The sequence below is a fragment of the Rhodococcus sp. LB1 genome (assembly GCF_001583455.1).
Lineage (GTDB): Bacteria > Actinomycetota > Actinomycetes > Mycobacteriales > Mycobacteriaceae > Rhodococcus_F > Rhodococcus_F opacus.
On record NZ_LTCZ01000122.1, the window covers coordinates 1 to 24435 of the forward strand.

Sequence of the window (24435 nt, forward strand, 5' to 3'; positions counted from 1 at the left end):
CCGGCGGGGCTGATGGCCACGCGGTATTCGTGGTTCTTGATCTCGCGGGGGATGCCGATTTTCACGGGTAAAGCTCCTGAGCCTGTGGGTGTGGGTTGTGCGCGACGGGAGTCGCGGCGAACGGTGAATGTGAGGCGCATCACTTCATCGCGGAACCAAGTATGAATATTCGCCAATTCAGTGCCAAGAGAACTGCAGATAATTCTGTTTGGAAGCGTGTCGGATGCTGAAGATTCAGTTCGAGGAGTGGATGCGGCCCCGGAACCGAAGCATGTTCAGGAGTCGAGCGATCACCCGAGCCTGCCCAACCGCCGGGGACATGGGCGGGAGGACATCCGGGTCGCATCGACGCAGCGGGGGCTGTCCGATCCAGCTGGGTCGGCCGCGGACCTGACAACCTGTCCTGCGTGGTCGCCGCACGGGTTGTGCAGGACCACGAACAGCGAGTACAGCGAAAGATATGACGTCGACGAAGTGGACGCGGTGGTCGCCGTTGGCCGCCGCCGCGGTGCTCGTCGTCGTGCTCGCGGCGAGCGGGATAATTCCCGTCTGGCCGGGACTGCTGCACCTTGTTGCGCTGCCGCCGCTGGATCAGTTCGCGGACCTGCGACTTCTGCTGGTACGTACTGCCTCGTGGCCCCAGTTCCTGATGTTGCTGGCCGTGGTGTCGGCCGCGCGGGTCATGTTGATGGCCTGGCTTCTCGGTGGACTCGATGCCCGACGCCTCCGCTTCGCCGCGGTGTTCTACGCGACGGCGTTCGGCCCCGTCCTCCTGGCGACGCTCGGTGACGCGACCGCCTACGCGACGCTGTACTCGCGGGCGTTCTGGCCGGCGGTGGCGCTGGTCGGGCTGCTGGTCCTGATACTCGGCCCGGTCCCGTGGCAGGGTGGGGTGACCCTGCGCGGGGCGATGGCGCGGGTGTGGCGTCGCGGCCTGCGGATCGAGGTGATGGCGCCGTACTGCGCGGCGGTCCTCGGGCTCGGCGCTCTGGCCGACCGGGCCCCGGCCGTCACTGTGCTGCTCGTGCCGATCTCGGCTGCGGCGACAGGGCTGACGGTGTGGGCGATGGACCGTGCGCCGCTCACCCGGCCCGTCACTGCGCTCGCTGCCGTCCTCGTCGCATTGAGTGTGATGTCGGTGGTCTTTGTTCAGACACGACGGTATGACGATCCGGAACCCGGGTCACGACAGGCCGGTTCGCTGTTCATCATGTCCGGAATCAATTCGCGTTCGGGTCAGGGGAGCATCCACCGGGCGGACGTGCACCGGCTGGGTTACGAATGCGATCAGGTCTATTACTTCTCCTACGCCGGCCCCGGTGACGGGCAGCCTCAGCGCGACTCGACGTGTCCGATCAGATCGGGTGCCCCGTACGAACCTGCCGACACCCAGCGCCCCGTCGAGGAACAGGTCGCCTTGTTTGCCGAACAGACCGCAAACCTGCAGCGGCCGTTGGTCGTTGCCGCACATTCCCATGCCGCCTGGATTGCGTGGGAAGCGGTTGCCACGGGTCGGGCGCGGGTCGACGTGCTGGTGCTGGTGGGTGTCTTTCCGGAAACCCCGCTCGGCTTTCCGCCTCCGGACGTCGACCGACGGGGCAGGGTGTTCGGCGACCTGTTGCGCTGGGCGGCGCCCGCGACCGACATCGTCTTCTTCCACTTCGACCCCGATACGCCCGCGGCGCGGCAACTGCTCGGCACCGCGGGCAGTGCCCAGGCCATTCTCGGCGAGCCGCTGCCCGGGGAGGTGCGTGTTCTGAGTATCACCTCGGCTGCCGACCTTCCACTGATGCCGCACGGCTGGCGGCTGGACGTCGCACGCAATGGCTGCCCGGTCCGCGCCGAACACTCGTCGCTGCCGACATCGGCTGCCTTCGACGACGAGGTGATCCGGTTCCTGGACCGCCGGGATCCTCCACCGTGCCCGATGTGGCGGGACTGGGGTGCGGTCGTGATGCAGGCGTTCGGGGTACCGCCGAGCGTGAGCTGACCGGCACCGTGGCGAACCAGCTGTCTGATCGACGACACACAATTGTGTCGAAGCGGACGGGGCGATTTCTCGGACGCCGGAGCACGGCCCGGAGTTAAATGGAATGACAAAGGCGTAAAGGATTTCGGCAGCGAGTAAGCCCAACTCAAGGTCCGCCGCCGCCCGCTCCGGTGTCGTCCCAACCGTGCGGGAGGCATAGCGTCGGGGTGCACGATGATCGAAGCAGTGACAGGGCTCCTTGCGAGGAGAACCGAACCCGCCGATGCCCGCCCCGACCCGCCCGAACACATCGATCACCACGAACGTGTCCGCGGTGTCGCACTCGGACGACTTCTTGCGGTCGCGGCCCTGACACCAGCCCAGGCTGCGTTACTCGTCACGGATGCGCTCGATCAACTCGAACCTGCGCGCAGCGAAGGGCCCTACCCACTCCACCTCCGGGACGTGACGGTGTCCGAAAGCGGACAGCTCACGATCGGGTGCACGGGCAGTGCGTCACGGCAAGGCATGAGCGAGGCGGTGATCGAGCTCGTCCGACGTATCGCGACGAACTGTCGCGGTTCGGCATTGGCCGACCGGTTGCACGAAACGCTCGCCGAAACAACAGATCTGGATGCGTTGGTGCAACGGGTCCGTCATGCGATCACACCCGACGTCGACCCGGCACAGGAGAGCAGGAAACGCTGCCAACTTGCCGGGCTCGTCGCAGCGACGATGGGACTGCCGCGTACTGACAGTCGAGTCGTGGGGGAGCGGACGGACGTACAGGACTGGCCGTATGTTGCGGAGGAATCCACCCTCGCACCGTCAGGTTGGTTCCCGCCGGTCCGGAATCCGTGGCATCGCAAAAGGAGACGACCGTCGCGGCGGCAGGGAGCGCTCGGTCTGATCGCGATCCTGATACTTGTCGCTGCAGCGTTGATGGCTCCACGGGTGTGGTCCGAGCTGCGCCGGGGGTGGGACGCCGTCCTGAATCCCGTGAATCCCGCGGAGCAGAATCAGATTCGGCCCGTGTCGCCGCCTCCACCGGAACCCCCGGCTGATCAGGCCGCGCCGGCGACGACCGATGTCGGCCGGGCGCCGTCGTCCGTCGACGTCGGTGCCCCCGGGAGCGCAGGGCCGATCACCCTCGTCACGGCCACGCGCGCCAACGGTGGGTGTCGCCCCGGGCAAGCGTGCGCGGTCCGGGTCGACGTTCACCTCGATCCGGCGGCAGCTGTCGGCGCCGTGACGTGGCGGGTGAACGTGTACGACCGCTGTTCCGGCGAGGTGCGGACGGGCAGTGACGTGACGCTGCCCGTTCAGTCCGGGTCACAACAGGTCTACGGCATCGTCCGGACCGATCTGCCGCCGAGCGCCGCGCTTGCCGTCGCGGCCGTCACCAGCGCCCCGGCGACGGCCGCGTCCGAGCCGCTGCTGGTGCCCGCCGAAAACGCTCGCTGCTGAGCGCCGGGGGAGGGGTGGGATGCACGACGACAAGCACGACGACAAGCACGACGACAAGCACGAATCCGACCCGTGGATCGTCGGTGCGGCGATCGTTCTCGTCGTGCTCGGCCTTCTGAATTTGCTCTCGACAGGGAAGACAGCAGACGCTGTTCGCCACACGCTCTTCGCCGTTGCCGGTCTCGGCATCATGTATGTGGTGTCCCGCCTGCGGATGAGTGATCTCCGCGCCTTCGGCTGGGCAGTGTTCACCGTGGCCACCGTGTTGCTGGCGGTCGTGCCGCTCGCGGGGGTCGCGACCAAGGGTGCTCAACGCTGGCTGGACTTCGGCGTGTTCACCGTCCAGCCGTCCGAACTGGCGAAGCTCGCCCTGGTTCTCGTGCCTGCGAGCATGCTCGCAGGTGGGTTCACGCCGGCACGATTCGTCGCGACCTTGGCGATCGGGGGTGTACCCATCGCACTCGTCGCACTCCAACCCGACCTGTCGACTGCCGTCGTCCTTGTCGCGACGTTGGGATTCATGCTCATCCTCGCCCGCGTCCCGCTGCTGCCTCTGGTTCCGCTGTTCGTGCTGGGTCTCGCGTCGCTTCCGCTGGCCGTGCTCTTCCTTCGCCCCTACCAGCTCGAACGGGTCCACGTGTTTCTGTCGAGCAACGCCGACCCCGCCGGCGCGGGATGGGCCGAGTTGCAAGCGAACATCGCGATCGGCAGCGGTGGCCTGTGGGGGCTGGCGCGCGACCCGATGTACGCGGTGCGGGCCGAGTATCTTCCCGAATCGGAGCACGATCTCGCGTTCGCCAGCCTGGTGTACGGGTGGGGTTTGATCGCCGGCTTGGCTGTCGTGGTGGCAACTTCGGTCATCGTGTGGCGGGCTGCACTCTCCGCGCGCACGGCGCGCACTCGCGAGGCCGCACTCGTCGCGGCCGGAATCGGCGCGTTGTTCGGCATCCACGCGCTGGTGTCGATCGGTCAGAGTCTGTCGCTTCTGCCCCATACCGGCATGCCGATTCCCCTCTTCAGCTACGGGGGCACCGCCGCCATCGTCGGTTTCGTCGCCATCGGACTGGTGCTCGCGGTGCGCCGAGACGGCGTCGCGCGACCGCTGTGGACCCCGGATCCCCGACGGCGACGCCGCCCGCGCGGAATGTCGGCGGGCACCCTGACGATGACCGCGGCATTCGTCGCGATGTCGGTATTCGCGTGGCAGTTGCAACACGACCGGGGTGCGGAGTTCCGGGCGATGAGCGACCAGCAGATGATGCGGTGCATCCGCCTGCCCGCAGAGCGCGGACTGATCCTCGACCGCAACGGTATTCCGCTCGCGGTCAATGTCGCCGAGTACGCCGTGGCGGTGGTCGCTCGGATGTTCGAGGAGAACGACGACGACACCCGCAACCGGTTGGCCGCTCTGCTAGCCACGTCTCCCGACGAGTTGGCGGACCTGATCGAGGCCGGTGGCGAGGGGGAATCTCAGGTGGCGGTAGGCAGAGTCGCGCCCGACCAGGCTCGCCGCATCGTGGATGCGCGACTTCCCGGTGTGCTCGTGGTGCCGTCCGGTCGCAGGCAGTACCCGTACGGTGCCGTGCTCGCCTCCGTCCTCGGACACGTCGGGGTCGCCGACGCCGACGACATGGAACGCTGGCCGCATCTCGCGCTCGGGTCACGCGTCGGCAAGGCGGGACTCGAGAAGCAGTACGACGCTCTGCTCCGCGGCAGCGACGGCAAACAGTGCATGTACGTCGATCCGTCCGGGCATCCGGTGGCGGCCGGCGAACGCGTGGACCCGGTACGGGGCCACGATCTGCGCCTGCACCTCGACATCGGGGTCCAGAACCTGGCCACCGACGCGCTCGTGGAGGCGATGCGCACCAGCAAGGGCGACCTCGGTGCCGCCGTCGTGATGGACGCGCGGAACGGAGCCGTGCTGGCCCTCGCCAGTGTTCCCGGGGCCGACAACAACGTCTACGGACCTCCGGCCGACCTCGTCGCCCTCGCGGCGCAGAGTCAGACCCCGGGGCCGAGCCCGTTGCTCAACAACGCCACCCAGACCGCGGTCCCGCCCGGTTCCACCTTCAAGATCGTCGTCGCGGCGGCGAATACCCGATACCCGGTGCTGTCGCCGGACACGGTGATCGACACCGGCGCCGCCTACACCTACGGCGGTCACACGTTCCGGAACTGGCAACCGATGGGCCCGCACAATCTGCTCCAGGCGATCCAGTGGTCCGACAACGTCTACTTCTACAAGCTCGGTGAACTCCTGGGCCCGGAGAAGATGGCGGACGTCGCGGGGCAACTCGGCGTCGGCCGGCGGTCCGGAATCGACCTACCCGGCGAGGCCGAGGGGTTCCTCGGCACCCCGGAGAACGTCGGAAGTATCGGGGCCACCTGGTATCCCGGGTCGACCCTGTTGATGGGCATCGGACAGGGCACCGTCAGCGCGACCCCGATACAGGTGGCGCGCTGGACGTCGGGGATCGCCACAGGCGCGATGGTGACGCCCCAGCTCGCCGCGGCGTACGGGTCGGACTCGGTGCCCATACCGACGGCGGCGCCGCAGCGTCTACCCTTCGCCGACCTGCTGGGTCCCGTCCGGGCAGGAATGCGGGCGTCCGCGTCGGCGGGGACCGCCGGGCAACTCGCGGACCTCCCGGTCCCGGCCGGCGCGAAGACCGGCACGGCGGAGGACCCGTCGGCGCCCGGAGAAGGACTGAACGCCTGGTTCTCCGCGGTCGCGCCTTTCGACGCACCCCAGATCCAGGTGTCGGTGCTGATCCGCGGTGGTGGCTTCGGGTCGGCGACGGCGGGCCCCGTGGTCAAGAAACTCCTCGACCACTACTTTCCGCGACCACCCGCGCCGGCGCCGATTCGGTGATCAGGCGCTGTAGGCGGCAACCACCTCAGGGTGCACCAGACACGCCGTAGCGCCCTCGGCGACGCAGGTGAGCGGGCGCTCGGCGGTCTTCACCGGGAATCCGAAGGACTCTTCGAGCAGCTGGGACAGCCCGCGGAGCAACGCGCCGCCACCGATGACGAGCAGCCCCTCCGACATCACGTCACCGATGGCCTGCGCGGGGAGGTCGTCCAGGCATTCCGTCAATGTCTGCACGATTCCGGTTGTCGTCGGCCGCAACGCCTCCACGATCTCTTCGGTCTCGAGTGTCACCAGGCGTGCGCGGCCGGTCACGGCGTCGCGGCCCTCGACGACGAGCGACTGCCCCTCGGCGCTGTCGGGTTCACCCAACTTGGCACGCTCGGCGGTGAGTTCGCCGACGACGATCTTGTGCTCTGCCTTCAGGTACTGGTATAGCGCGTTCGTCAATTCGTCGCCCGCGACGCGGCAACTACGGTGAGAGAGAATGCCACCGAAACAGATGGCGGTGACTTCCGAAGTGCCGCCGCCGATATCGACGACGAGGTGTGCGCGTGGTTCCATGGGGTTGATTCCGCAACCGAGCGCACCCGCCACCGGCTCCGGTATCAACCCCACTTTCCGCAAACCGGCCTCGTGGCCGACCTCGAGCAGGGCCCGACGCTCGAGCGGGGTGGCACCCGCGGGGACCGAGATGACTCCCTTGGGCCGCAGCCCGTATCGCCGTGCAGAGGAGACCCGCTTGATGACGGCCGTGACGAATGCCCGCGCCGACTCCAGGTCCACGATCACCCCGTCACGCATCGGTCGAACCGGCGTGATTCCGATAGGAGTGCGGCCGACGAGACTTCGCGCCTCCGTGCCGATCGCGAGAGCACGGTGCGGATCCTTCGTTCGAACGAGCATGAAGGACGGCTCGTTCAGTACGATGCCGTCGTCGGGAGTTCCGACGACAGTGTTGGCAGTTCCGAGATCGATACCAAGTCCACCCACGTCGGCCTCCATCGGGATTCCAGCGAGATGGATCTGATGTTACGCAGCGGCAGCGTCGTTCGGAAGATAATGCGCGACACCAAAGACCCGGGACAACGTCAGGACGGCAGGGGGCCTTCCTCGGCGCGCCGTCGTGCCCGCTCCCACGGCCAGGTCATCAGGGCCCACACGACGAGAATCAGTGTTGTCGCCGTCAGTAGGTACACCGGCCACGGACCCAGAACGTCCAGAAGGGTCGCGGTGGCGGGCTTTCTGTTGAGGAATCCGTAATTGGTTCCGGCGACACGGTTGAACGTGAAGGTAGCCGCCGCCCACACGACCGTGACCAGGACCGTGAACCGGTAGCTGCGCCACCGAGGCCGCATCCTTCGGCCCCACGTCAGATAGATGGCCGCCCACACCACGAGCAGGTGAATCGCCCAGAACGCGAGGAACTGGTAGTGGGGGAAGTCCGGACCGGTCAGAACAGGCGAGATCAACGCCTGGGTGCTCAGCACGAGTCCCCAGTAGTACGTGAGCGCGTAGGCCCACTGCGCCCGGGACCACAGCGCACAGGCCGCCGCCACGGTCGCGAGATCGGTCAGGCGCAGCGGTACCGAGCCGCCGATCGTGGGCGGAAACGAGAAATAGACCAGCGTCGCGCCGTAGATCGCGGCAGTCAGCACCGCAAGGACGCGGCCGAGGCGTCGGGCCTGCGATTCGGTCTGGCGGCGTCCGCGCCAGACCAGAATCGCGGACCCCACGACGAACAGCGCGATCATGGCCCAGTAGGACGGGCCGTATGCCGTGAATTCCCTTTGCGAGGAAAACAATCTCGATCAGCTCCGTGGTCACACGAAGTCGAAAACCGGTGGGAGAACGCCGACCATCAACGCCGCCCACACGCCGAAGACGGGAAGGTAACGGGTCTGCCAGCGTTCGGTGGAGCTGAAACCGCGGCGGCCGCGCAGGAACCCGAGGATGAGATGAGCCGACCAGGTCAGGTTGACGAGGAGGACCAGGTTCATTCCGAGTGCCGCCACCTTGTTCGGGGTGAAGCCGAATTCCGCGATTCGAGTGAGCATGGCGAACAGCATCAGCAGGTCGACCGCGAGGGCACTGACGACGAGGACGAGTTGGAGGCGGTCGAAGAGGTCGGGTGGCAGGTAGGGGTCACGGGCGGAAATCGCGTACAACAGCAATCCCAGGACGACGACGAGAATGAGATCCATCAGGATCAACAGGTTTCGGTCGACGTCGACGACGCTGCCGGTCGTAACGAATGCCGTGAGCAGCACGAGCAGCATGAGAGTGGTCAGTGGGGTGAACACGCGGGTGAGGACTGGGGCGATGTTCTCGACTACATTCTGTTTCGCCTCCACGAGCCATGCTGCGACGATGACCGCGCCGGCCGCCCCGAACGGCAGCACCCAGTCCTCGATGAACCACTCGACACTCAGGCCGAGCGCGTCGAACGCACCGATCGTCAGGCCGATGAGGACGCCGCCGCCGAGGGCGAGGAGGGTCAGGTAGACGACCCATTCGCCGGTGAATCTGATGAAGTCCATTCGCCGCCGATCCGATCGCCACTGACCCCCGACATACGCGAGACCGACGGCGAACCACAGCGCGATCGGTGCGTGAATCGCCGCGATCACCTCGGTGGAACCGTTCGACGCGAACGGGAAGACGTTCAACAGAACCGCCGCCAGGGCGAACGGCACCAGCAGTACCGCGGCGAGACGGGCCGTGACCTGTCGCTTCCAGGCGAAATATCCGGCGAGGAACGGAAGAACGAACAGACTGACGTTGCGTGCGAGGTCCTGCTCGCCGAGTGTCGCCACGCCTGCCTTGACCGACAGTGCCGCGCCGACGGCGAGCCCGAGAACGACGAACAGCTCACGTGTGGGGCGAGTGCCGCCGCCATCCGACGCGGACGGCATCAGAACGAGTTGCTTCCAGAGCCGATCGGAGTGCTCCCGCGCGAACTCGCGGGAGATGTCGTCGACGTTGCCCATGCGTTTGACCGCGACCAGGAATGCCTCGTCGGTCCTCAGCCCGGCGGCGGACAGGTCCGAAATCTGATCACGTAGATGGTCTTCCATCTCGTCGGTGTCGGCGGCGGATATCGCGTGACGGCGCTCGACGAAACCCCGCCACTGACCGATCTGCGATTCGAGTTCCTTGTCGGTATCCATCACGACCATCCTTCGGCGGAGGCTGGGGGTAGCTGGACGGAGCGCCAGACCTGGCTCAGAGCGTCCGCGACGACGTCCCATTGGGCGCGTCGCTCCGCGAGCATCTCCCGGCCCGCAGCGGTGATCGTGTAGTGCTTGCGCCTTCGCCCGCTGTCGGAGGCCCCCCACGACGCCGACACGTATTCCAACCTTTCCAGGCGATGCAGGAGGGGGTACAACATTCCGTCGGTCCACTGAATCCGTCCACCGGACAAGTCGTTGACTCGCTTCAAGATGGCATACCCATAGGACTCGCCTTCCGCGAGAATTCCGAGCACGAGGGGAGTGGCCGAAGCTGCCACCAGATCTTTCTCGATATGCATAGAACCCCTATCCCTAGAACTGCTAGTCATCAAAGTTAGCAGATCGGGTCGCGGGTCCGTGTGCAGCTCGTGGAAGTCGACATCGACAACCTGGGGTTGACGCTCGCTGTGCGTCAACCTAGAGTTGACGCATGGAGAATTCGGATCGTACGACCCCACCCATCCGACTCGACGAGCTCATCGACGCGATCAAGAAGGTGCACGCCGAGGCCCCACTCGAGCAACTCACCGACGCGGTCCTCGCCGCCGAACACCTCGGTGAACTGGCCGACCATCTCATCGGCCACTTCGTTGATCAGGCCCGCCGCTCGGGGGCATCGTGGACCGAAATCGGCAAGAGCATGGGCGTCACGAAGCAGGCCGCGCAGAAGCGGTTCGTCCCCAAGGATCCCGGGCAGGCCTCCGACCTCGACCCGAATCAGGGATTCAGCCGGTTCACTCCGCGCGCACGACAGGTGGTGGTGGTCGCGCAGAACGAGGCCAGGGCGGCGCGCAACGCCGAGATCCTGCCCCAGCATCTCATCCTCGGACTCCTGACCGATCCCGAAGGGCTCGGCGCCCGGGCGATCGCCGCGCAGGGCGTGAACCTGGATTCGGTCCGGCACGCCGCGACCGCGACGCTGCCCCCCGTGGTCGAGGAGATGCCCGCACTCGTTCCCTTCGATGCTCAGTCACGCAAGGCGCTCGAACTGACCTTCCGTGAGGCACTACGTTTGGGGCACAACTACATCGGAACCGAGCACATCCTGCTGGCCCTCCTCGAGGTCGAGGACGGGGTCGGTGTGCTCACCGGACTGGGTGTCGACAAAGCTGCCGCCGAGGAGAACATCGCCGCCAACCTCGACGCCATCGTCGCCGCCCGCGAAAAGGAGTGACCTCGCAGGGCCTCCGTCACCCGCGCGGTGCTCAGGTGAAGGGCGTCCCGCCGGTGACGCCGAGCACTTCTCCGGTGACGTAGCTGGATTCGTTCGATGCGAGGAATACGTACGCGGGTGCCAGTTCGGCCGGCTGGCCGGGCCTGCCCAGAGGCACGTCGTCCCCGAACTGCCGATAACCGTCGGCGGGCATTGTCGCGGGGATCAGTGGCGTCCAGATGGGCCCCGGCGCAACGGCATTGACCCGGATTCCCCGCTTCGCCACATCGGCCGCCAAACCCTTGGTGAAATCGATGATCCCTGCCTTCGTGGTGGCGTAGTCGAGAAGCCCGGGAGACGGATTCATCCCCTGGATCGACGAGGTGTTCACGATCGTCGATCCAGGTTCCATGACCGCGATGGATTTCTTGCACAACCAGAACAGCGCGTAGAGGTTCGTGCGCAGGACACGGTCGAACTGCTCGGTGGTGATGTCGGCGATACCACCCGCCTGCACCATCTGAAAGGCCGCGTTGTTGACGAGTATGTCGAGACCGCCGAGTTCACGGACCGTCAGGTCCACGAGCGCCTGACAGTGGTCCTCCGACGTGATGTCGCCGGTCGCGACGACGCCTTGTCGTCCGGCCTCGTCCACCAGTCGCACGGTCTCCCGTGCGTCCGACTCCTCGGCGTCCAGGCAACTGACCACGACATCGGCACCCTCGCGAGCAAACGCAATCGCGACCGCTCGTCCGATGCCCGAATCCGCGCCGGTGATCAGGGCGCGGCGACCGTCGAGGCGCCCGCTTCCCCGATAGGACTTCTCGCCGTGATCCGGGGCGGTCACCATGTCGGAGGTCAGTCCTGGGTGCGGTAGCTCCGGTTGGTGTTCGCGATCGGGGGCGGGGTATTGCGTAGTGGGATCCTGCCGGGCGTACTGGTCGGCCATTCTCGTACCCTTCGTCTTCTGTCGAATCGGCAAGCAGGACCGACAAGTTCGTCGAATCAGTGAGGCGCTTCCCGTCACGCTTACCCCTTCGAGAGCACCCGGAAACCGTCAGGGCAGGGGACCGGTGTGCGATAGTGCGGTGTTCGTGCGTAGGCCTTGGGCGTCTTTGCCGGGGGAGGCGCCGAACAGGCGGCGGTATTCGCGATTGAAATGTGAGGGGCTGTCGTAGCCGACGTGATGCCCGACGCCCGCGACGTCACCGGGGTGGGCGACCAGCATCGAGCGGGCTTGTTGCAGTCGAATCCGTTTCTGAAACTGCAAGGGGCTCATGGCCGTGACGGCTCGAAAGTGCCGGTGAAACGCTGATGGACTCATGCTGGCCAATCGTGCGAGATGATCGACCCGCATCGGCTCGGCGTAGTTGTCGCGGATCCAGTGGATCGCCCGGCTGACATGCGACAGGTCGCTGTCGGCCATCCCGATCTGGCGTGTCGTGCTCCCGTGTGGGCCGGTGAGTAGCCGCCAGAGGATCTCCTGCTCGATCAGCGGGGCCAGCACGGGCGCATCCGCGGGATGATCGAGCAGCCGCAGCATCCGGGCCGCGGCGTCGAGTAGATCGTCGTCTGCGTCGCCGGTCTCGATCGCCGGCAGGCCGGCGGTGCCGCGGGACCACCGTTCGGTCGGGGCCTGCAGCATCAGTGCGGCGATGGTGGCCGGGCGCAGCACCAGTCCCATGGCCAACGAGGGCGCGCCTTCGCTGATGTCGATGTAGTGGCCGGTGACAGGCAGACTGGCGGTGACGACAAGACATTGCCTCGCCCGGTACTCGTAGACCCGGTCGCCGAGCAGGAGCCGCTTGCCGCCCTGGGCCATGATCACCAGCAGCGGTTCGGTCAGCGAATACTCCTGGACCGCCGACGTGGCCGTCACTTTCGACAGCAACAACCCGTCGATCGGCGTCTGCAGATCCGGCCGGGCATGGAGCGTGATGCCGGCGCGGATCTCGTCCAGCAGGTCGGGGGAGTTGCGCACAACTCACGAAAGCATCCGTGTGGCAGTCCGGCAACCCGATCGTGGCGACATCGAGAGGATCGTGCAATGCCCAGCGTCGATCGATCTACCGCCGTCACCGCAGGTCGCGTTTCGATAGATGTGCACATTCCGATACACAAGGAGCAGATCATGCGACTCGATCAGTACGTCACACTCGGCCGCTCGGGACTGCGAGTCAGCCCGTTCGCCCTCGGAGCGATGACATTCGGCGAAGACGCCGGTGGCGCCGGCTGCAGCGTCGAGGAATCCGAGAAGATCCTCGCCACCTATCTCGACCTCGGCGGCAACTTCATCGACACCGCCAATTTCTACACGAACGGCCACTCGGAGAAGATCCTCGGCGACTTCTTCGCCGCCCATCGCGGTCGGCGCGAGCGGGTGGTGCTGGCATCGAAGTTCTTCGCGAACCTCTATCCCGGCGACCCGAACGGCGGCGGTGCGGGCCGCGCGGCCATCATTGCCCAACTCCACGAGACCCTTCGCCGCCTGCGCACCGACTACGTCGACGTGTACTGGCTGCACAACTGGGACCGCCACACCCCGATCGAGGAAACCCTGCGCACCCTCGACGACCTGGTTCGCGCCGGCAAGATCCGCTACATCGGGATCTCCAACAACCCGGCGTGGGTGACCGCGCAGGCCCAGACCACGGCGTTGTTGCGCGGCTGGACCCCGCTGATCGCACTGCAGGTCGAATACTCACTGCTGGCCCGCACCGTCGAGGGCGAACTCGCGCCCCTCGCACTCGATCAGGGCATGGCGCTGGTGCCGTGGAGCCCACTGAAGAACGGTTTCCTGTCCGGCAAATATCGCCGCGGCACAGAGGTCACCGACTCCGCCCGCACCGCCTTCGTCGGCGGCCCGACCGACGCCGAGTTCGTAGTCATCGACGCCGTCGCCGCAATCGCCGACGACCTCGCGACCACCTCGGCCGCCGTCGCGCTGGCCTGGCTGCGTGCCCGATCCGGGACCGTCGTGCCCATCCTCGGTGCCAGGCGCGTCGAACACCTCACGGACAACATCGCCGGCCTGGAGGTGACCCTCAGCCCCGAACACCTCCGCACGCTCGACGAAGTCTCGGCGCCGACGTTGAACTACCCGGTGCCGATGCACGGCGAGCAGCGGGCGATGCTCCAGTTCGCCGGCACCACCGTGGACGGGGAATCCTCCACCGTGTATCCGCCGCTGCTGCAGAGCGACGTCCGGTACTGACGGCCCACATACTTGTGCGGATCACGCTGTGCGTGCCGCAGGTGGCAGTCCCGAATTCGGCGACGCCTGCCAGCGACGGGGGTCGGGGCCCAGCAGGCGGAGCCTCCGCACCTGTTCCCGACAGCACGGTTTCAGAGACCGCGCATCGCCACCCGCCCGTGCGACGAGGGCAGTCCACGGAATCCAGGCAAGGATCTCCACTTCGTTCGGATCAGGGTGGACCAGCCGGGTGTGGGCGGTGACCCGATAGACCGGGCAGATCGAGTTCTCGAGGATGCCGGCCTTCGTGACTGTCCGGCACCGGAAATCGGGAAGAATCAGTGTGATGTCGGCGGGGATGATTCCGAGTACCTCGTCGACGCGGCGTGCGACCGCCGCCGGTAGCTTCTCGCCGCGGCAGGGGTGACCGGAACAGCTGTTGGTCCAGAACCCGGTCGACTTCCACCGAGCCGGCAGAGAGGCTGCCCCTAGTTCGCCGGCAATATCCGCCGAACCGCGCGAATCGTGGCGGCCGGGCTCGCTGGATGCCAGACCTCGCGATCAGAGTAGGACCAGGCGTACGTCGGACTACCGTCACAAATGCAGTCGAGCAGCCTCGGCTCGTCGAGTTTTTCGGCTGACCATTCGTACAATCGCTGCAGTCGCGGCCCGATCAGGCCGTAATCCAGCATCTCGCCCACGTTGTGCTCAGCAGCGACATATGCCGCGACGTCGTCCCCGAGGGGATATCGGTCGGGGAGGACCCGAGAAAGGGACAGGAAGATCCCGGTCATCGAGAGACGGGGATCTCCCAGAAGAGGACCGGCCGGCGCGAGCCGCCCGAGCGCCAGACGCGGCGCCGCGACCAGGGCATGGGCATAGAGAACACGGAGCAGTACGACGTTGAGAAAGAAGCGCTCCGGGCGGCTCTCGGTGCAGGCAAGGTCGCGATGGTCCAGGTAGGCGGAGGCGATGCTCGCATTGTGCGCCCGGTACCACGTGCGTGCGGTCGGATCGGCAACGAAGAGCATCCACAGATCGACCGTGTGCGAGGACGGCGTCCCTCCCATTCCGCCGCTCCGGGCGACAGCCTCGCAGCCGTCGCGCATCAGCCGCTCGTTGACCGCTCGCCACCACGGACTGCCGGGCGGCATCGCACCGAGCGGCGCCAGCACGCCGCGGCGAATCTGCCAGCGCATGAACGACAAAGCCGCACGGCGGAACGGCAAGTGCCGGGGTGCGCGGCCGATCGGACCGTGATAAGTACGGGCGATCAGCTCGTGACGGGCTGCAGGGTCGTCACGCACGGCGTGGACCTGACTCAGCGCCCACTCTGCGGCGGAAGGTCGAGAACTCACGCTCCCTATTGTCGGACCCACGGGCGCGGGGCGGAAGTGTGCGATTTCTACTCGACTACCTCGCCGGTCGGCCGCTGATCGGTCGCCGACACCGGGAGGGTGCCGTCATCTCCACCCTAGGGTGGCTGTCTCGCGCCGCGGCTCACGCGGACACTGGATGGCATTGCCACCCGGCGGATGCCACCGATGAATGTCGCGGGTGCAACAGCGGAGAAGCCCCATTACTGCCTCGATAGCCAATGCAGAAGAGCTACAACACAATTCCATTCTTGGGTTGGGGGTCTACCGGCCGGAGCGGGTGGTGACCAATGACGAGATCTGCCGGCAGATCGACTCCACCATCGGCTGCGTGATCGTGGCAACCTCGACCTATCCCTGTCAGACGCCGGCGGCCGGCCCGCAGATCGCGCACCGGCTGGGGATCGTGGGATGCTCGTTCGACGTGTCCTCCGGGTGCGCGGGCTTCTGCCTCGCCTTGGCTCTCGCCTCCGATGCCGTCCGCGGCGGCACCGCCCGCAATGTACTCGTTATAGCGTGACGACCTGAGCGGCATACGTGAGACCTGCACCGAATCCGATGAGCAGTGCGGTGTCTCCCCCGCAACGCCATACGCTCCCTGACGGCTCGGCGATCGCCCGGGGATCGGCGGGGGTTGGGCGGCGGGGGGAGTAGCGTGGTGGGTGTCGAGGGTTATTCGAATATGCGCGGTCATGCCATGTCGTCCTCGGCGCCCACACCGGCCCGCAGTCCAAGGGCCGAGAACTGGAGCGCCGCCATGGCGTCGAACCCGACTGATGTGTCGAATTTACTCGTGTCCGAGTCACCGAGCTCCGCGCTGACGGTGGAATCGGCGGCGTCGTGCACGGCATGCCCACACAGCGCGGATTCCCACGATGCGCTCGGGATTCGGTTCTGTGCCGTGACCTCGGCGCGAAGCCTCGATCGTAAATGCATCTGCGCCGGTGAACAGGTGAGTGGACAGCACTACTCCCGGTACTGAAAAAGACGCTCACACATGGGCGCTCCGTTCGATTCGCCGACGGCCTTGCATGACGGCACTATTCTGATGCCACGTCGTACGTTCGAGTCGAAAGGACGCCCATGGCTGGTGTGCCGTTCCGGTCCCCGTCGACGGGACGCGCTGTTCGCGCCGTGTTGTTCGATACCTTTGGCACCGTTGTCGACTGGCGCACCGGTATCGCCGCCGCTGTCGCGGACTACGCGGCGCGCCATCAGCTCGACGTGGACGCAGTTGCGTTCGCCGACCGGTGGCGCGCCCGTTACCAGCCATCCATGAACGCCATCCTTTCCGGCGCCCGCGAGTTCGTGACTCTCGATATCTTGCACCGCGAGAACCTCGATTTCGCGCTCCGTGAATCGGGCATCGACCCCACGAATCACGATGCCGGAGCGCTCGACGAGCTCGCGCGCGCCTGGCATGTGCTCACCCCCTGGCCCGACAGCGTGCCAGGTCTCACGGCACTCAAGACCGAGTACATCATCGGTCCGCTCTCGAACGGCAACACCTCACTTCTGCTCGACATGGCCAAGAACGCCGGAATCCCGTGGGACGTGATCATCGGATCCGACATCAATCGGAAATACAAACCTGATCCCCAGGCTTACCTGCAAACGGCGCAGTTTCTCGGTCTTCACCCGGGCGAGGTCATGCTCGCCGCCGCCCACAACGACGACCTCGAAGCCGCGCACGCCACGGGACTGGCTACAGCGTTCGTTCTCCGGCCCGTCGAACACGGACCGCACCAGACCGATGATCTGGCGCCAACAGGCAGCTGGGACATTTCAGCCACCGACATCACTCATCTCGCAGCGCAGCTCCGTGCGGAATCGGCAGGGTTCAGGTGAGGTGGCGAACCTTCGGGTCGCGTGACTCACCTCTGTCAGGTAATCCTTGACGCCGCGTACCACTCCTGTCAGGCTATACCTGACAGAGATGGAGGTTGTCATGGAATTAGTCGAACGCGCCGTCAGCGCGGATATCGACGCCGCTGCTCGCGCGGTGATAACGGCTGCGGCCGCCGAAGCTAGCCGTCACGCTGACGAAATCATCGGCACCGGGCCGCTTCCCGGCACCGCGGAATGGGACGCCGAGCAGGGCACGGACATCCCCGACCAGCGAACCCTTGCCTGGCACCTACTGAGTCTTCGCATCCAGCTCGCCGCCGGGCTGGACGGCATCGAAACCGTTCTCGGCCTGCGCTTTCAGGGAGCAACATGGGCAACCATCGGCAGGGCCGCCGGGATGACCCGTCAGTCCGCGCACGAGCGATGGGGTTCCCGCACGACCGCCCTGCTCGACCCGATGGGGACCGGCTTGCCCAAGACCGTCGCCGACGACGATCCGAGTTGACCTGGGACGTGGTCTGTCGCCTCACCCGTTCGCCATCTGTCGGGACTGCGCGCGAGTACGAGCGCTCGCGGTCTGGGGTCGTCAGTCCCGGTACTCCGGGGCCGGCGGTCCGGGTGCCGGGCCGAGCGACGACAGCCACCGATCGTAGAGAGCAGTCCAGGTTCCGTCTGTGCGCAGCCGTTCCAGTGTGCCGTTGACGAACCGGACGAGGTCGTCGTTTCCGGGAGCGAGGCCGATGGTGTATTGGGCGGAATCGGTTTCGGGACCGACGATTTCGAGATTCGGATCCTGGGCGACGAGGCCGGCGAGGACGGCAGCGCCTGCGACCGCGTCGACCTGCCGCTGCTGGATGGCCATGAGGCAGTCGTCCCAGTCGGGTACCGCAAGGATCGTGGCTTTGGGGGCGATACGCGACAGCGCCGACACCGACGCCGGATCGTTATGCGTGCAGACCCGTCGCCGGGCAAGGTCGGCCGGACCGGAGATGCCCGACCCGTCCCGCACCACGAGCCGGCGGGATGCCTCGAGATACACCGTGGAGAACGCCAAGTCCTGGGAAACCTCACAGGGGAGGGCAACCGGACGCACGACCATGTCCGCGTCGCGGTGGGCGAGCATCTCGGCGCCGTCATCGGTTCCGAGCGGCCGGAACTCGACCTTGGTGGGATCGCCGAGTAGATCACGTGCGACCTCCCGCGCGAGGTCGACACCGAATCCGGTGAGGGTGCCGGTAGTCGGGTCGCGGAAGCTGAACAGGTTGGTGTTCTGGTCGACCGCGACGACCACCGTGCCGCGGGCACGGATATCGTCGATCGTGCCGCCGAGGCTCGGCGCCCCCGGACGGAGACTGGCCTGTGCTACACATGCCGACGGCTCCGTGGCCGGTGGCGGCGCCTCGGACGGTGCGATGAGCTGGGCGCCGGCCGACAGGGGAAACTCCGTGAAGTCGCCGGAGAACCTCGGGGTGGGTGCATCGGGCGCGCCGCAGCCGGCAAGCAGGACAGCTCCGAACGCGAGGCTGCCGAGCAGCCGGGCGGAGCGCGGTCGCCGATCCGAGTGTGGTCGCACCATCAGTGATACTCGCTCACTCTGGGCTCGATCCCCGCGACGACGGCGAGCGCTGCGGAAACGGCGAGCACGATGCCACCCACGGCGAGCGCCGCCATCGTGCGGTACGACTCCCGCATCGCGTCGAGTTCCTCGGTGCGCAGGGCCGTCATGGCGTCTTCGAGCCCTTCGTCGAGGGCCCGGAACTGGGCCGTCGATGCCGTCGATCCCGGACCGACCGCAACGTCCGCCGCGCCCTGGTAGTCGCCGTCTGCGAGCTTCTGCTGCAGATCCCGGTGGGCGGCCCGCCATCCGTCGAACGCGGCGGACGCATCGTCGACGGTGTTCCGCGACGCGTCCGAATTCAGAATCTCGGCGAGTGCGTCCGTGTGCCGGGTGTAGTCGCTCCCGGCCGGATCGAAACCCGGACGAAGCAGTCCGAGCGTCTCGTCGGCGCGCGCCTGCTGGGCGAGGATCCTCGCCTTCGTGACCGCCGCGAGGGGCTCCGCGCCGTCGATCCGTGCGCGTTCGCTCGCCGACGTCGACAACAGCCCGGCGACCACGATCCATACGACGAGAGCAGCCAGCAGGACGGTCGCGCACGCCAGTCCCGGATTGACCCGGCGGCGGCTTCGATGAGCCACGTACGCGTGCGCGACGGCGAGGACGACGACCCCGGCCGACGCGACGATTATGGCGGTGGCGGGCAACCTGGCGGTGTGGGACTGCGTGTCGGCGACGGCGCGGGCCTGGTCGTTGTAGAGGCGTTCGGCCAAGGGCAGGATGGTGTCCTGCATCAGAGCCGAAGCGGTTCCGAGATACGCCACCCCGACCGGATTTCCCGCGGAGTCGTTGGACCGTGCGGTCGCCACCAGGTCCGTGTACACGGCGACGTGCCGCGACATCTCGGTGAGCAGTCGCAGCGATTCCACATCGCCGGAGGTGACGCCGTACGACGCGGTGACGAGTGCGTTCGACGCGTCGCCGATCGCCTGGTTGTACCGGTCGCGTACCGCCAGCGGCTCGATGGCACCCGCGATGAACGACGACGTCGCTGCCGCGTCGGCGATCGACAACGAGCTGAACAGGTTCTGCGCGGCGTCCGCGAGCGGTTCGGTGTGGGCGCGAAGGGTTTCCATGCGCTGCTGCCGTGCGGCGACCACGGCGGACGTCACGAGGCCGGCCGTCAGCGCCACCGCGACGAGGACGACGGCCAGGAGGGACAGGCGTCCGGGCGTGGACGCGAGGAATTCGCGCCAGGGGCGGCGGTGGACCTCGGGTTCGACGAGCAGGGATTCGTCCAGGAGATGCTCGTCGGCCGGCGAAGTGTCACGATCTGCGCTGGATACGGCGCCGCGGTCCTGGTGGTACACCTTCTCCTCCTCATCCCTGCACTCAGTGTGCGCCGATCACGGTCGGAAAACACCGAAAGCATCGACGAGCGCGAGTAGCCTGCCTTGCCTGCGGGTACCTCCAGACTGGGCACGATCAGACTGGAGATGCTCGGGTCATGAAGGCAGGCTCATGAGGAAAAGGGTGCGCGCGTCTTCCGTCGCCGCCGCGGTCGCAGCGGTGGTGCTCGGGGCTTGCGCGGTCCCTGCGCAGCAGGGTGACGACGCACCGGAGAAGGTCTACTTTCTCTTGCCGAACACGACGACCACCCGATTCATGGAGCGAGACGAACCCCTGTTCACCGACTTCCTGGAGCTGTTCGCACCGGAGGCGACGGTGACGGTCCGCAACGCCGAGGGCGATCCTGCCCGTCAGCAGAGCCAGGTCGAGTCGGCGATCGCGGAGGGCGCGTCCGTGCTCGTGCTGATCTCCGCGGACGCGAGATTTTCGGGTGGAGCCTTGACTGCCGCCGCCGAGGCGAACGTTCCGGTAGTGCTCTACGACCATGACGCGGTCGGTGGACCGGCAGACGTTCAGGTGATCTTCGATCCACTCGAGGTCGGCCGACGGCAGGGGAGCCGCGCCGCGGATCTGATCGCCGCGATGCCCGGCGACGGTGTGAAGATCGCCCGGGTGGAGGGAAACCTCGGTGAATACGGAACCCGTCAATTTCGGCTCGGTCAGGACGAGTATCTGCAGCCACTCGCCGACAGTGGCAAGATCCGCGTGGTCTGCGAGACCGCGATCGACGACTGGGACCCGGCCGAAGGTCAGGCATTCGCGGAGGAATGCCTGACCCGCGAGAACAACGACATCGCCTTGTTCGTCACCATGAACGACGACCTGGGAGGCGGAATCGTCGCGGCACTGGCCGGCCGCGGGCTCGCCGGACGGATCCCGGTCACCGGGGGACAGGACGCCAATCTCGCTGCGCTGCAACTGATCGCGCAGGGGACTCTCGACAACACGATCTTCAAGAATCTGGCCGACCAGGCGAAGGTCGCCGCGCAGCTGACCACGTCGATCCTCCACGGCGAAGGCATTCCGGAGGAGATGATCAACGGCACGATCGACAACCAGTACATGGCCGTGCCGACGGTGTTCCTGCCCGTGCAGAACATCACGAAGGACAACCTCCAGGTCGTGGTCAACTCCGGCTTCTACACGTGGCAGCAGATCTGTGCGCCGGATCCGGCATCCGCGGTGTGCGGGGAGCACAGCTGAGCCGGTGGAACTCGGCGAGTTCAGCTCAGAGGCGCGATGACACCGCGGTCGCCGATTTCGGCGCGAACGTCGATCACCCGCCCGGCCAGCAACCAGCCCGACGGTTCGCGTCGCCACTCGTCGCGGTACTCACCGAGGCATTCGTACGTCGCGCCGGCGCGGTCGCCGAGGCCGACGTGAAACGCCCGGAAGTAGCACCGAGTGCGCGCCGCATCGCCGTCGACGTCGACGCGGATGTTGCCGAGCAGGTGCTGGGTGGCGCCGCAGACGTCGAGGTGGGAACGGACGCGGGCGACCACGTCCGCCGGCCCGGTCCGCCCGTAGGCCACGACATCTTCGGTGAGCGTCGCCGCGAACCCCGGCCAGTCCTTCGTGTCGAGCAGGACGGCCACGACGTGCAGGCGGTCGGTGATCCGGACGCGGTCGGGAGCGGGCTCGGGCATGGCTCGATCTTCCTCGGAGGTCCGGCTGCGTCGGCCCGGAGTCCCGCTGATCGAGACTGTCCGGTGGCGTAACACCGTCGGGCTGCGGGTGGGGTGCCGAGGTCGGGTCGCATACGGTGGCAGTGGCTCGCCGGGCGGGCCGGATCGAGGAGGAATCGGTAATGAGTGCACGTAGCCCCAAGGAGCGCATCCCCAGCCAGTGGGAGGAGATCACAGCCGCCGACCCCGGGCACTCGACGTGGTACGTCGAGCGGTTCCGGGCGATGGCGGCGCAGGGTAAGGACATCGTGGGGGAGGCGCGTCTGGTCGATGCAATGCTCGGCCGTGGCGGTCGGGTACTCGACGCGGGGTGCGGACTGGGCCGCCTCGGTGGCTATTTGCACGATGCCGGTCATGTCGTGGTGGGTGTCGATGTGGATCCTGTGCTCATCGCCGTGGCGGAGGAGGATCACCCCGGTCCGACGTGGCTGGTCGGTGATCTCGCAGAGTTGGATCTGCCGGCCCGCGGGGTAGCAGCCGATTTCGAAGTGATCGTCTGTGCGGGCAACGTGATGACTTTCCTGGCGCCGACGACCCGCGAGTCGGTGCTGGCGGGATTCGCCTCCCATCTCGCCCCGACCGGCCGAGTGGTTGTGGGGTTCGGTGCAGACCGGGGCTACGAGTTCTCGCAATTCCTCGCGGATGCTCGGGCCAACGGCCTCACGCCAGATCTGCTGTTGTCTACGTGGGATCTGCGCCCGTTCACCGAGGATTCCGACTTTCTCGTGGCAGTGTTTTCGCGCGCGCACTGACCAGCCCTTCCTGGAGCGAGAGGAGCACGGTGAGGGCAGCGGTTGCGTCGAGCAAGGCGCGGGAGCGTGCTGTGGTGGCCTGGTCGCGGGCAGTCAGCGCGGCGCCGATGTCACCCGATCCGGGTGTGCGCCCGAGTTGTGTCATGACCCCGCGGAGAGGTGCGATGCGGTAACCGGCCTTGCGAAGCTGATGCACGACGCGAGCGTCGCGGACCTGCGTCGGGGAGTATCGGCGCGCTCCGGTGCGTGTGTCCCGGTCCGGGACGACGAGTCCCTCTGTGTCCCAGTGTCGCAACGTGGAGGGGCGGAGACCGAGGGCGACGGCGAGTTCGCTCACGCCCATCCAGTCCGAGGCCTGCACGTCGTCGATCGGTTCGGTCGAGATCACATCGGCGGCCTCCTTCGCCAGGGCCAGTTCGGTTCGTTCCGCGTGGAGTCGGGCGTGTGCTGCATCGAGGAGGGCGACCGTTGTCGCGGCCGGGCACGTGTGCACGCTGCGCACGATCCGTTTGGCTTCGACAGGACCGGCGCCGACGGCGAGTTCCCGATAGGCGAGCGCGGACTGCACATGCACCTCGGTGTAGATGCGGTATCCGGCGTCTGTGCGGGTTGCGGGGGGCAGTACCCCGTCGCGTTCGAGGTTGCGCACGTGCTGCACGGAGCACCCGGCACGCCGGGCGACATCGACGGTCCGTAGATGAGGTGATTGGAGACTTGGCACCGTATTTCTCCTACGTTTGCTCGTCGAGGTCTCCACGAGCACTTTAATGAAACGCTGGAAGCTATGACCATGGACGACATCATCGAATTCGTCGAAGGCCTCGGCGACGTTCTGACACTCAGGCCTGCCCCCGGCGACGGTTCGCCCGAGATCAGCTGGGGTGACACCTTCTTCTACTACTCACCGGATCGGATCGTTCCCGACAGGACCCAGCCCTTCGCCACCATCGTCACCAAGAACTACCCCGGGGACGAAAGCTCGGGTCTGGACCGCGCGGGCGCGTTCCGGGTGAACATCCACGCAGGGAAGGAGGCGTTCATCGAGGCAACCGGCCACGCACCGCGAGAACAGGGCGTCGCCGACGCCGGTGCGCCCGACACCGTCATCGCGCATCCCGTCTACGGCCCCTTGAGCTGGCTGGCGGTCATCGACCCTGGCTCTCGCACCGGCAGAGTCGTTCGAGAGTTGCTGCGCGGGGCGCACACCCTGGCTCGCTCGCGCTACGAGCGACGAGCGGAATCCACCCCACGCTGATACGAGAAAGGCACGCGGCACCGAGGACGACGAAAAATGGCGTCGTCCCCGGTCACGCGTCGTCACATCTGGTAGATCTGGCTGCTGTTCCAACCGACGAGGAGTTCGTCGAGCGTCATGCTCTGGTCCCTGCGTTCTTGCCGTTGGTCGCGTTGTCGGTCGTGGCGGGGGCCGTCACCGTGGTCACCGCGATCGCCGGGGATGGTGGGTGCGGCGACTGTCGTGACGGGGTGTTCGGCCGCTGTCGCGATGGCGGTGGCGGCTCCGAGGGGGATGACGGCGAGCGCGGCGGCGACGGCGGCCGTGGCGAACCGGTTTCGCAGGGGGATTCGAGGGAGACGGTTCACTGCGCCCGACGGATTCGCCGCGTGCGAAGTCTCGGAGTGGGGAAGTGAGGTGTGCATTTCGTAGTCCTGTTCGAATGCGTGGGCCCAGCGTCCACAGCTATTCGAATGGTGTCTGCGAGGGCCCGGAACGTTACACCCGCGGTGCAGGAATCTCGGTTCCACAGTGAATCCGCGCCGGAGTGGAGATGTTCTCCATGGATGGATTCCCGTGTCCGTACTACCGTCGCAGTGACCGCAGGCGGGCACCATGGCGCGTCAGCCGGGACCAGTGGGGGAGAGGAGAAGCAGTGCCTTCCATCGAATCCGGCGGGGCTCGAATC

The 24435-nt window shown here is 66.8% G+C and carries 25 protein-coding genes and 1 pseudogene; 12 read left to right on the forward strand and 14 right to left on the reverse strand.

The window, feature by feature from the left end:
- Positions 1–460 precede the first annotated feature (460 nt).
- The 3 genes from AZG88_RS18320 to AZG88_RS18330 all read left to right on the forward strand — a co-directional run bounded on the left by AZG88_RS18320 (position 461) and on the right by AZG88_RS18330 (position 6311).
- A complete protein-coding gene (locus AZG88_RS18320; RefSeq protein ID WP_025432627.1) occupies positions 461–1990 on the forward strand; it encodes a membrane protein in 1530 nt (509 codons plus the stop codon).
- 213 nt (positions 1991–2203) lie between these two features.
- Positions 2204–3436, forward strand: a complete 1233-nt coding sequence (locus tag AZG88_RS18325; protein WP_005246528.1) for a hypothetical protein — start codon at positions 2204–2206, stop codon at positions 3434–3436.
- A 19-nt stretch (positions 3437–3455) separates the two neighbouring features.
- Positions 3456–6311: an FtsW/RodA/SpoVE family cell cycle protein gene (locus AZG88_RS18330; protein ID WP_005246527.1), complete on the forward strand. Its 2856-nt coding sequence runs from the start codon at positions 3456–3458 to the stop codon at positions 6309–6311.
- Here the strand turns inward: AZG88_RS18330 and AZG88_RS18335 are convergent, their stop codons facing one another.
- From AZG88_RS18335 to AZG88_RS18350, 4 genes are all read right to left on the reverse strand, one after another.
- Positions 6312–7301 carry a rod shape-determining protein gene (locus tag AZG88_RS18335; protein WP_061698503.1) on the reverse strand — a complete coding sequence of 330 codons (990 nt, stop codon included), beginning with the start codon at positions 7299–7301 and terminating at the stop codon, positions 6312–6314.
- A gap of 98 nt (positions 7302–7399) precedes the next feature.
- The gene (locus AZG88_RS18340) at positions 7400–8113 is read right to left on the reverse strand and encodes a YwaF family protein (protein ID WP_005246525.1); all 714 of its coding nucleotides are present in this window, start codon (positions 8111–8113) and stop codon (positions 7400–7402) included.
- 18 nt (positions 8114–8131) lie between these two features.
- The gene (locus AZG88_RS18345) at positions 8132–9478 is read right to left on the reverse strand and encodes a permease prefix domain 1-containing protein (protein WP_061698496.1); all 1347 of its coding nucleotides are present in this window, start codon (positions 9476–9478) and stop codon (positions 8132–8134) included.
- Positions 9478–9840: a PadR family transcriptional regulator gene (locus AZG88_RS18350; RefSeq protein WP_005246523.1), complete on the reverse strand. Its 363-nt coding sequence runs from the start codon at positions 9838–9840 to the stop codon at positions 9478–9480. Before AZG88_RS18350 ends, AZG88_RS18345 begins: the two co-directional genes overlap by 1 nt.
- Before the next feature lie 131 nt (positions 9841–9971).
- Here AZG88_RS18350 and AZG88_RS18355 point away from each other — a divergent pair, with 131 nt between their 5' ends.
- Positions 9972–10715 carry a Clp protease N-terminal domain-containing protein gene (locus AZG88_RS18355; RefSeq protein WP_005246522.1) on the forward strand — a complete coding sequence of 248 codons (744 nt, stop codon included), beginning with the start codon at positions 9972–9974 and terminating at the stop codon, positions 10713–10715.
- 31 nt (positions 10716–10746) lie between these two features.
- On the opposite strand, the gene AZG88_RS18360 is transcribed toward AZG88_RS18355, so the two are convergent.
- Both AZG88_RS18360 and AZG88_RS18365 read right to left on the reverse strand, forming a co-directional pair.
- Positions 10747–11643, reverse strand: a complete 897-nt coding sequence (locus AZG88_RS18360; protein ID WP_005246520.1) for a glucose 1-dehydrogenase — start codon at positions 11641–11643, stop codon at positions 10747–10749.
- Positions 11644–11751: 108 nt separating this feature from the next.
- Positions 11752–12675 (reverse strand): AraC family transcriptional regulator, encoded by a 924-nt coding sequence (locus tag AZG88_RS18365; protein WP_061698497.1) that lies wholly within the window; start codon positions 12673–12675, stop codon positions 11752–11754.
- A gap of 150 nt (positions 12676–12825) precedes the next feature.
- On the opposite strand from AZG88_RS18365, the gene AZG88_RS18370 reads away from it, so the two are divergent.
- A complete protein-coding gene (locus AZG88_RS18370) occupies positions 12826–13908 on the forward strand; it encodes an aldo/keto reductase (protein WP_061698504.1) in 1083 nt (360 codons plus the stop codon).
- 21 nt (positions 13909–13929) lie between these two features.
- Here the strand turns inward: AZG88_RS18370 and AZG88_RS55590 are convergent, their stop codons facing one another.
- Complete coding sequence (locus AZG88_RS55590) at positions 13930–14439, reverse strand: NUDIX domain-containing protein (RefSeq protein ID WP_082833370.1); 510 nt, start codon at positions 14437–14439, stop codon at positions 13930–13932.
- The gene (locus AZG88_RS18375) at positions 14376–15245 is read right to left on the reverse strand and encodes a hypothetical protein (RefSeq protein ID WP_025432625.1); all 870 of its coding nucleotides are present in this window, start codon (positions 15243–15245) and stop codon (positions 14376–14378) included. The genes AZG88_RS55590 and AZG88_RS18375 overlap by 64 nt, the downstream gene beginning before the upstream one ends.
- 220 nt (positions 15246–15465) lie before the next feature.
- Here AZG88_RS18375 and AZG88_RS18380 point away from each other — a divergent pair.
- A pseudogene (locus tag AZG88_RS18380) lies at positions 15466–15777 on the forward strand (3-oxoacyl-ACP synthase); the annotation flags it as partial.
- Positions 15778–15953: 176 nt separating this feature from the next.
- On the opposite strand, the gene AZG88_RS53765 reads toward AZG88_RS18380, so the two are convergent.
- Positions 15954–16151 carry a hypothetical protein gene (locus AZG88_RS53765; protein ID WP_226955789.1) on the reverse strand — a complete coding sequence of 66 codons (198 nt, stop codon included), beginning with the start codon at positions 16149–16151 and terminating at the stop codon, positions 15954–15956.
- Here AZG88_RS53765 and AZG88_RS53770 point away from each other — a divergent pair.
- The 3 genes from AZG88_RS53770 to AZG88_RS18395 all read left to right on the forward strand — a co-directional run bounded on the left by AZG88_RS53770 (position 16087) and on the right by AZG88_RS18395 (position 17616).
- Positions 16087–16245 (forward strand): RGCVC family protein, encoded by a 159-nt coding sequence (locus AZG88_RS53770; protein ID WP_226955788.1) that lies wholly within the window; start codon positions 16087–16089, stop codon positions 16243–16245. The two genes, AZG88_RS53765 and AZG88_RS53770, sit on opposite strands and share 65 nt — an antisense overlap.
- Positions 16246–16346: 101 nt before the next feature.
- Positions 16347–17111 (forward strand): haloacid dehalogenase type II, encoded by a 765-nt coding sequence (locus tag AZG88_RS18390; protein ID WP_005246502.1) that lies wholly within the window; start codon positions 16347–16349, stop codon positions 17109–17111.
- A gap of 100 nt (positions 17112–17211) precedes the next feature.
- Positions 17212–17616, forward strand: coding sequence for a hypothetical protein (locus AZG88_RS18395; protein WP_005246501.1), 405 nt, complete (start codon positions 17212–17214; stop codon positions 17614–17616).
- Positions 17617–17697: 81 nt separating this feature from the next.
- On the opposite strand, the gene AZG88_RS18400 is transcribed toward AZG88_RS18395, so the two are convergent.
- Both AZG88_RS18400 and AZG88_RS18405 read right to left on the reverse strand, forming a co-directional pair.
- Positions 17698–18687 (reverse strand): glutamate ABC transporter substrate-binding protein, encoded by a 990-nt coding sequence (locus AZG88_RS18400; RefSeq protein WP_025432621.1) that lies wholly within the window; start codon positions 18685–18687, stop codon positions 17698–17700.
- Positions 18687–20036 carry a hypothetical protein gene (locus AZG88_RS18405; protein ID WP_060968981.1) on the reverse strand — a complete coding sequence of 450 codons (1350 nt, stop codon included), beginning with the start codon at positions 20034–20036 and terminating at the stop codon, positions 18687–18689. Before AZG88_RS18405 ends, AZG88_RS18400 begins: the two co-directional genes overlap by 1 nt.
- A 151-nt stretch (positions 20037–20187) precedes the next feature.
- Between AZG88_RS18405 and AZG88_RS18410 the strand changes: the two genes are divergently transcribed.
- Complete coding sequence (locus AZG88_RS18410) at positions 20188–21279, forward strand: substrate-binding domain-containing protein (protein ID WP_061698499.1); 1092 nt, start codon at positions 20188–20190, stop codon at positions 21277–21279.
- Between the two features lie 20 nt (positions 21280–21299).
- Here AZG88_RS18410 and AZG88_RS18415 read toward each other — a convergent pair whose 3' ends face one another.
- On the reverse strand, positions 21300–21722 hold the full coding sequence (locus tag AZG88_RS18415; protein ID WP_005246494.1) for a nuclear transport factor 2 family protein: 423 nt from the start codon (positions 21720–21722) through the stop codon (positions 21300–21302).
- Between the two features lie 161 nt (positions 21723–21883).
- Here AZG88_RS18415 and AZG88_RS18420 point away from each other — a divergent pair, with 161 nt between their 5' ends.
- Positions 21884–22513 (forward strand): class I SAM-dependent methyltransferase, encoded by a 630-nt coding sequence (locus tag AZG88_RS18420; RefSeq protein WP_037180785.1) that lies wholly within the window; start codon positions 21884–21886, stop codon positions 22511–22513.
- On the opposite strand, the gene AZG88_RS18425 is transcribed toward AZG88_RS18420, so the two are convergent.
- Positions 22464–23234, reverse strand: coding sequence for a MerR family transcriptional regulator (locus tag AZG88_RS18425; protein ID WP_060968979.1), 771 nt, complete (start codon positions 23232–23234; stop codon positions 22464–22466). The genes AZG88_RS18420 and AZG88_RS18425 overlap by 50 nt on opposite strands.
- Positions 23235–23297: 63 nt before the next feature.
- Between AZG88_RS18425 and AZG88_RS18430 the strand changes: the two genes are divergently transcribed.
- A complete protein-coding gene (locus tag AZG88_RS18430; RefSeq protein ID WP_025432620.1) occupies positions 23298–23768 on the forward strand; it encodes a DUF6194 family protein in 471 nt (156 codons plus the stop codon).
- A gap of 62 nt (positions 23769–23830) precedes the next feature.
- Here AZG88_RS18430 and AZG88_RS18435 read toward each other — a convergent pair whose 3' ends face one another.
- Positions 23831–24172, reverse strand: a complete 342-nt coding sequence (locus AZG88_RS18435; RefSeq protein WP_060968978.1) for a hypothetical protein — start codon at positions 24170–24172, stop codon at positions 23831–23833.
- Positions 24173–24435: the final 263 nt, after the last annotated feature.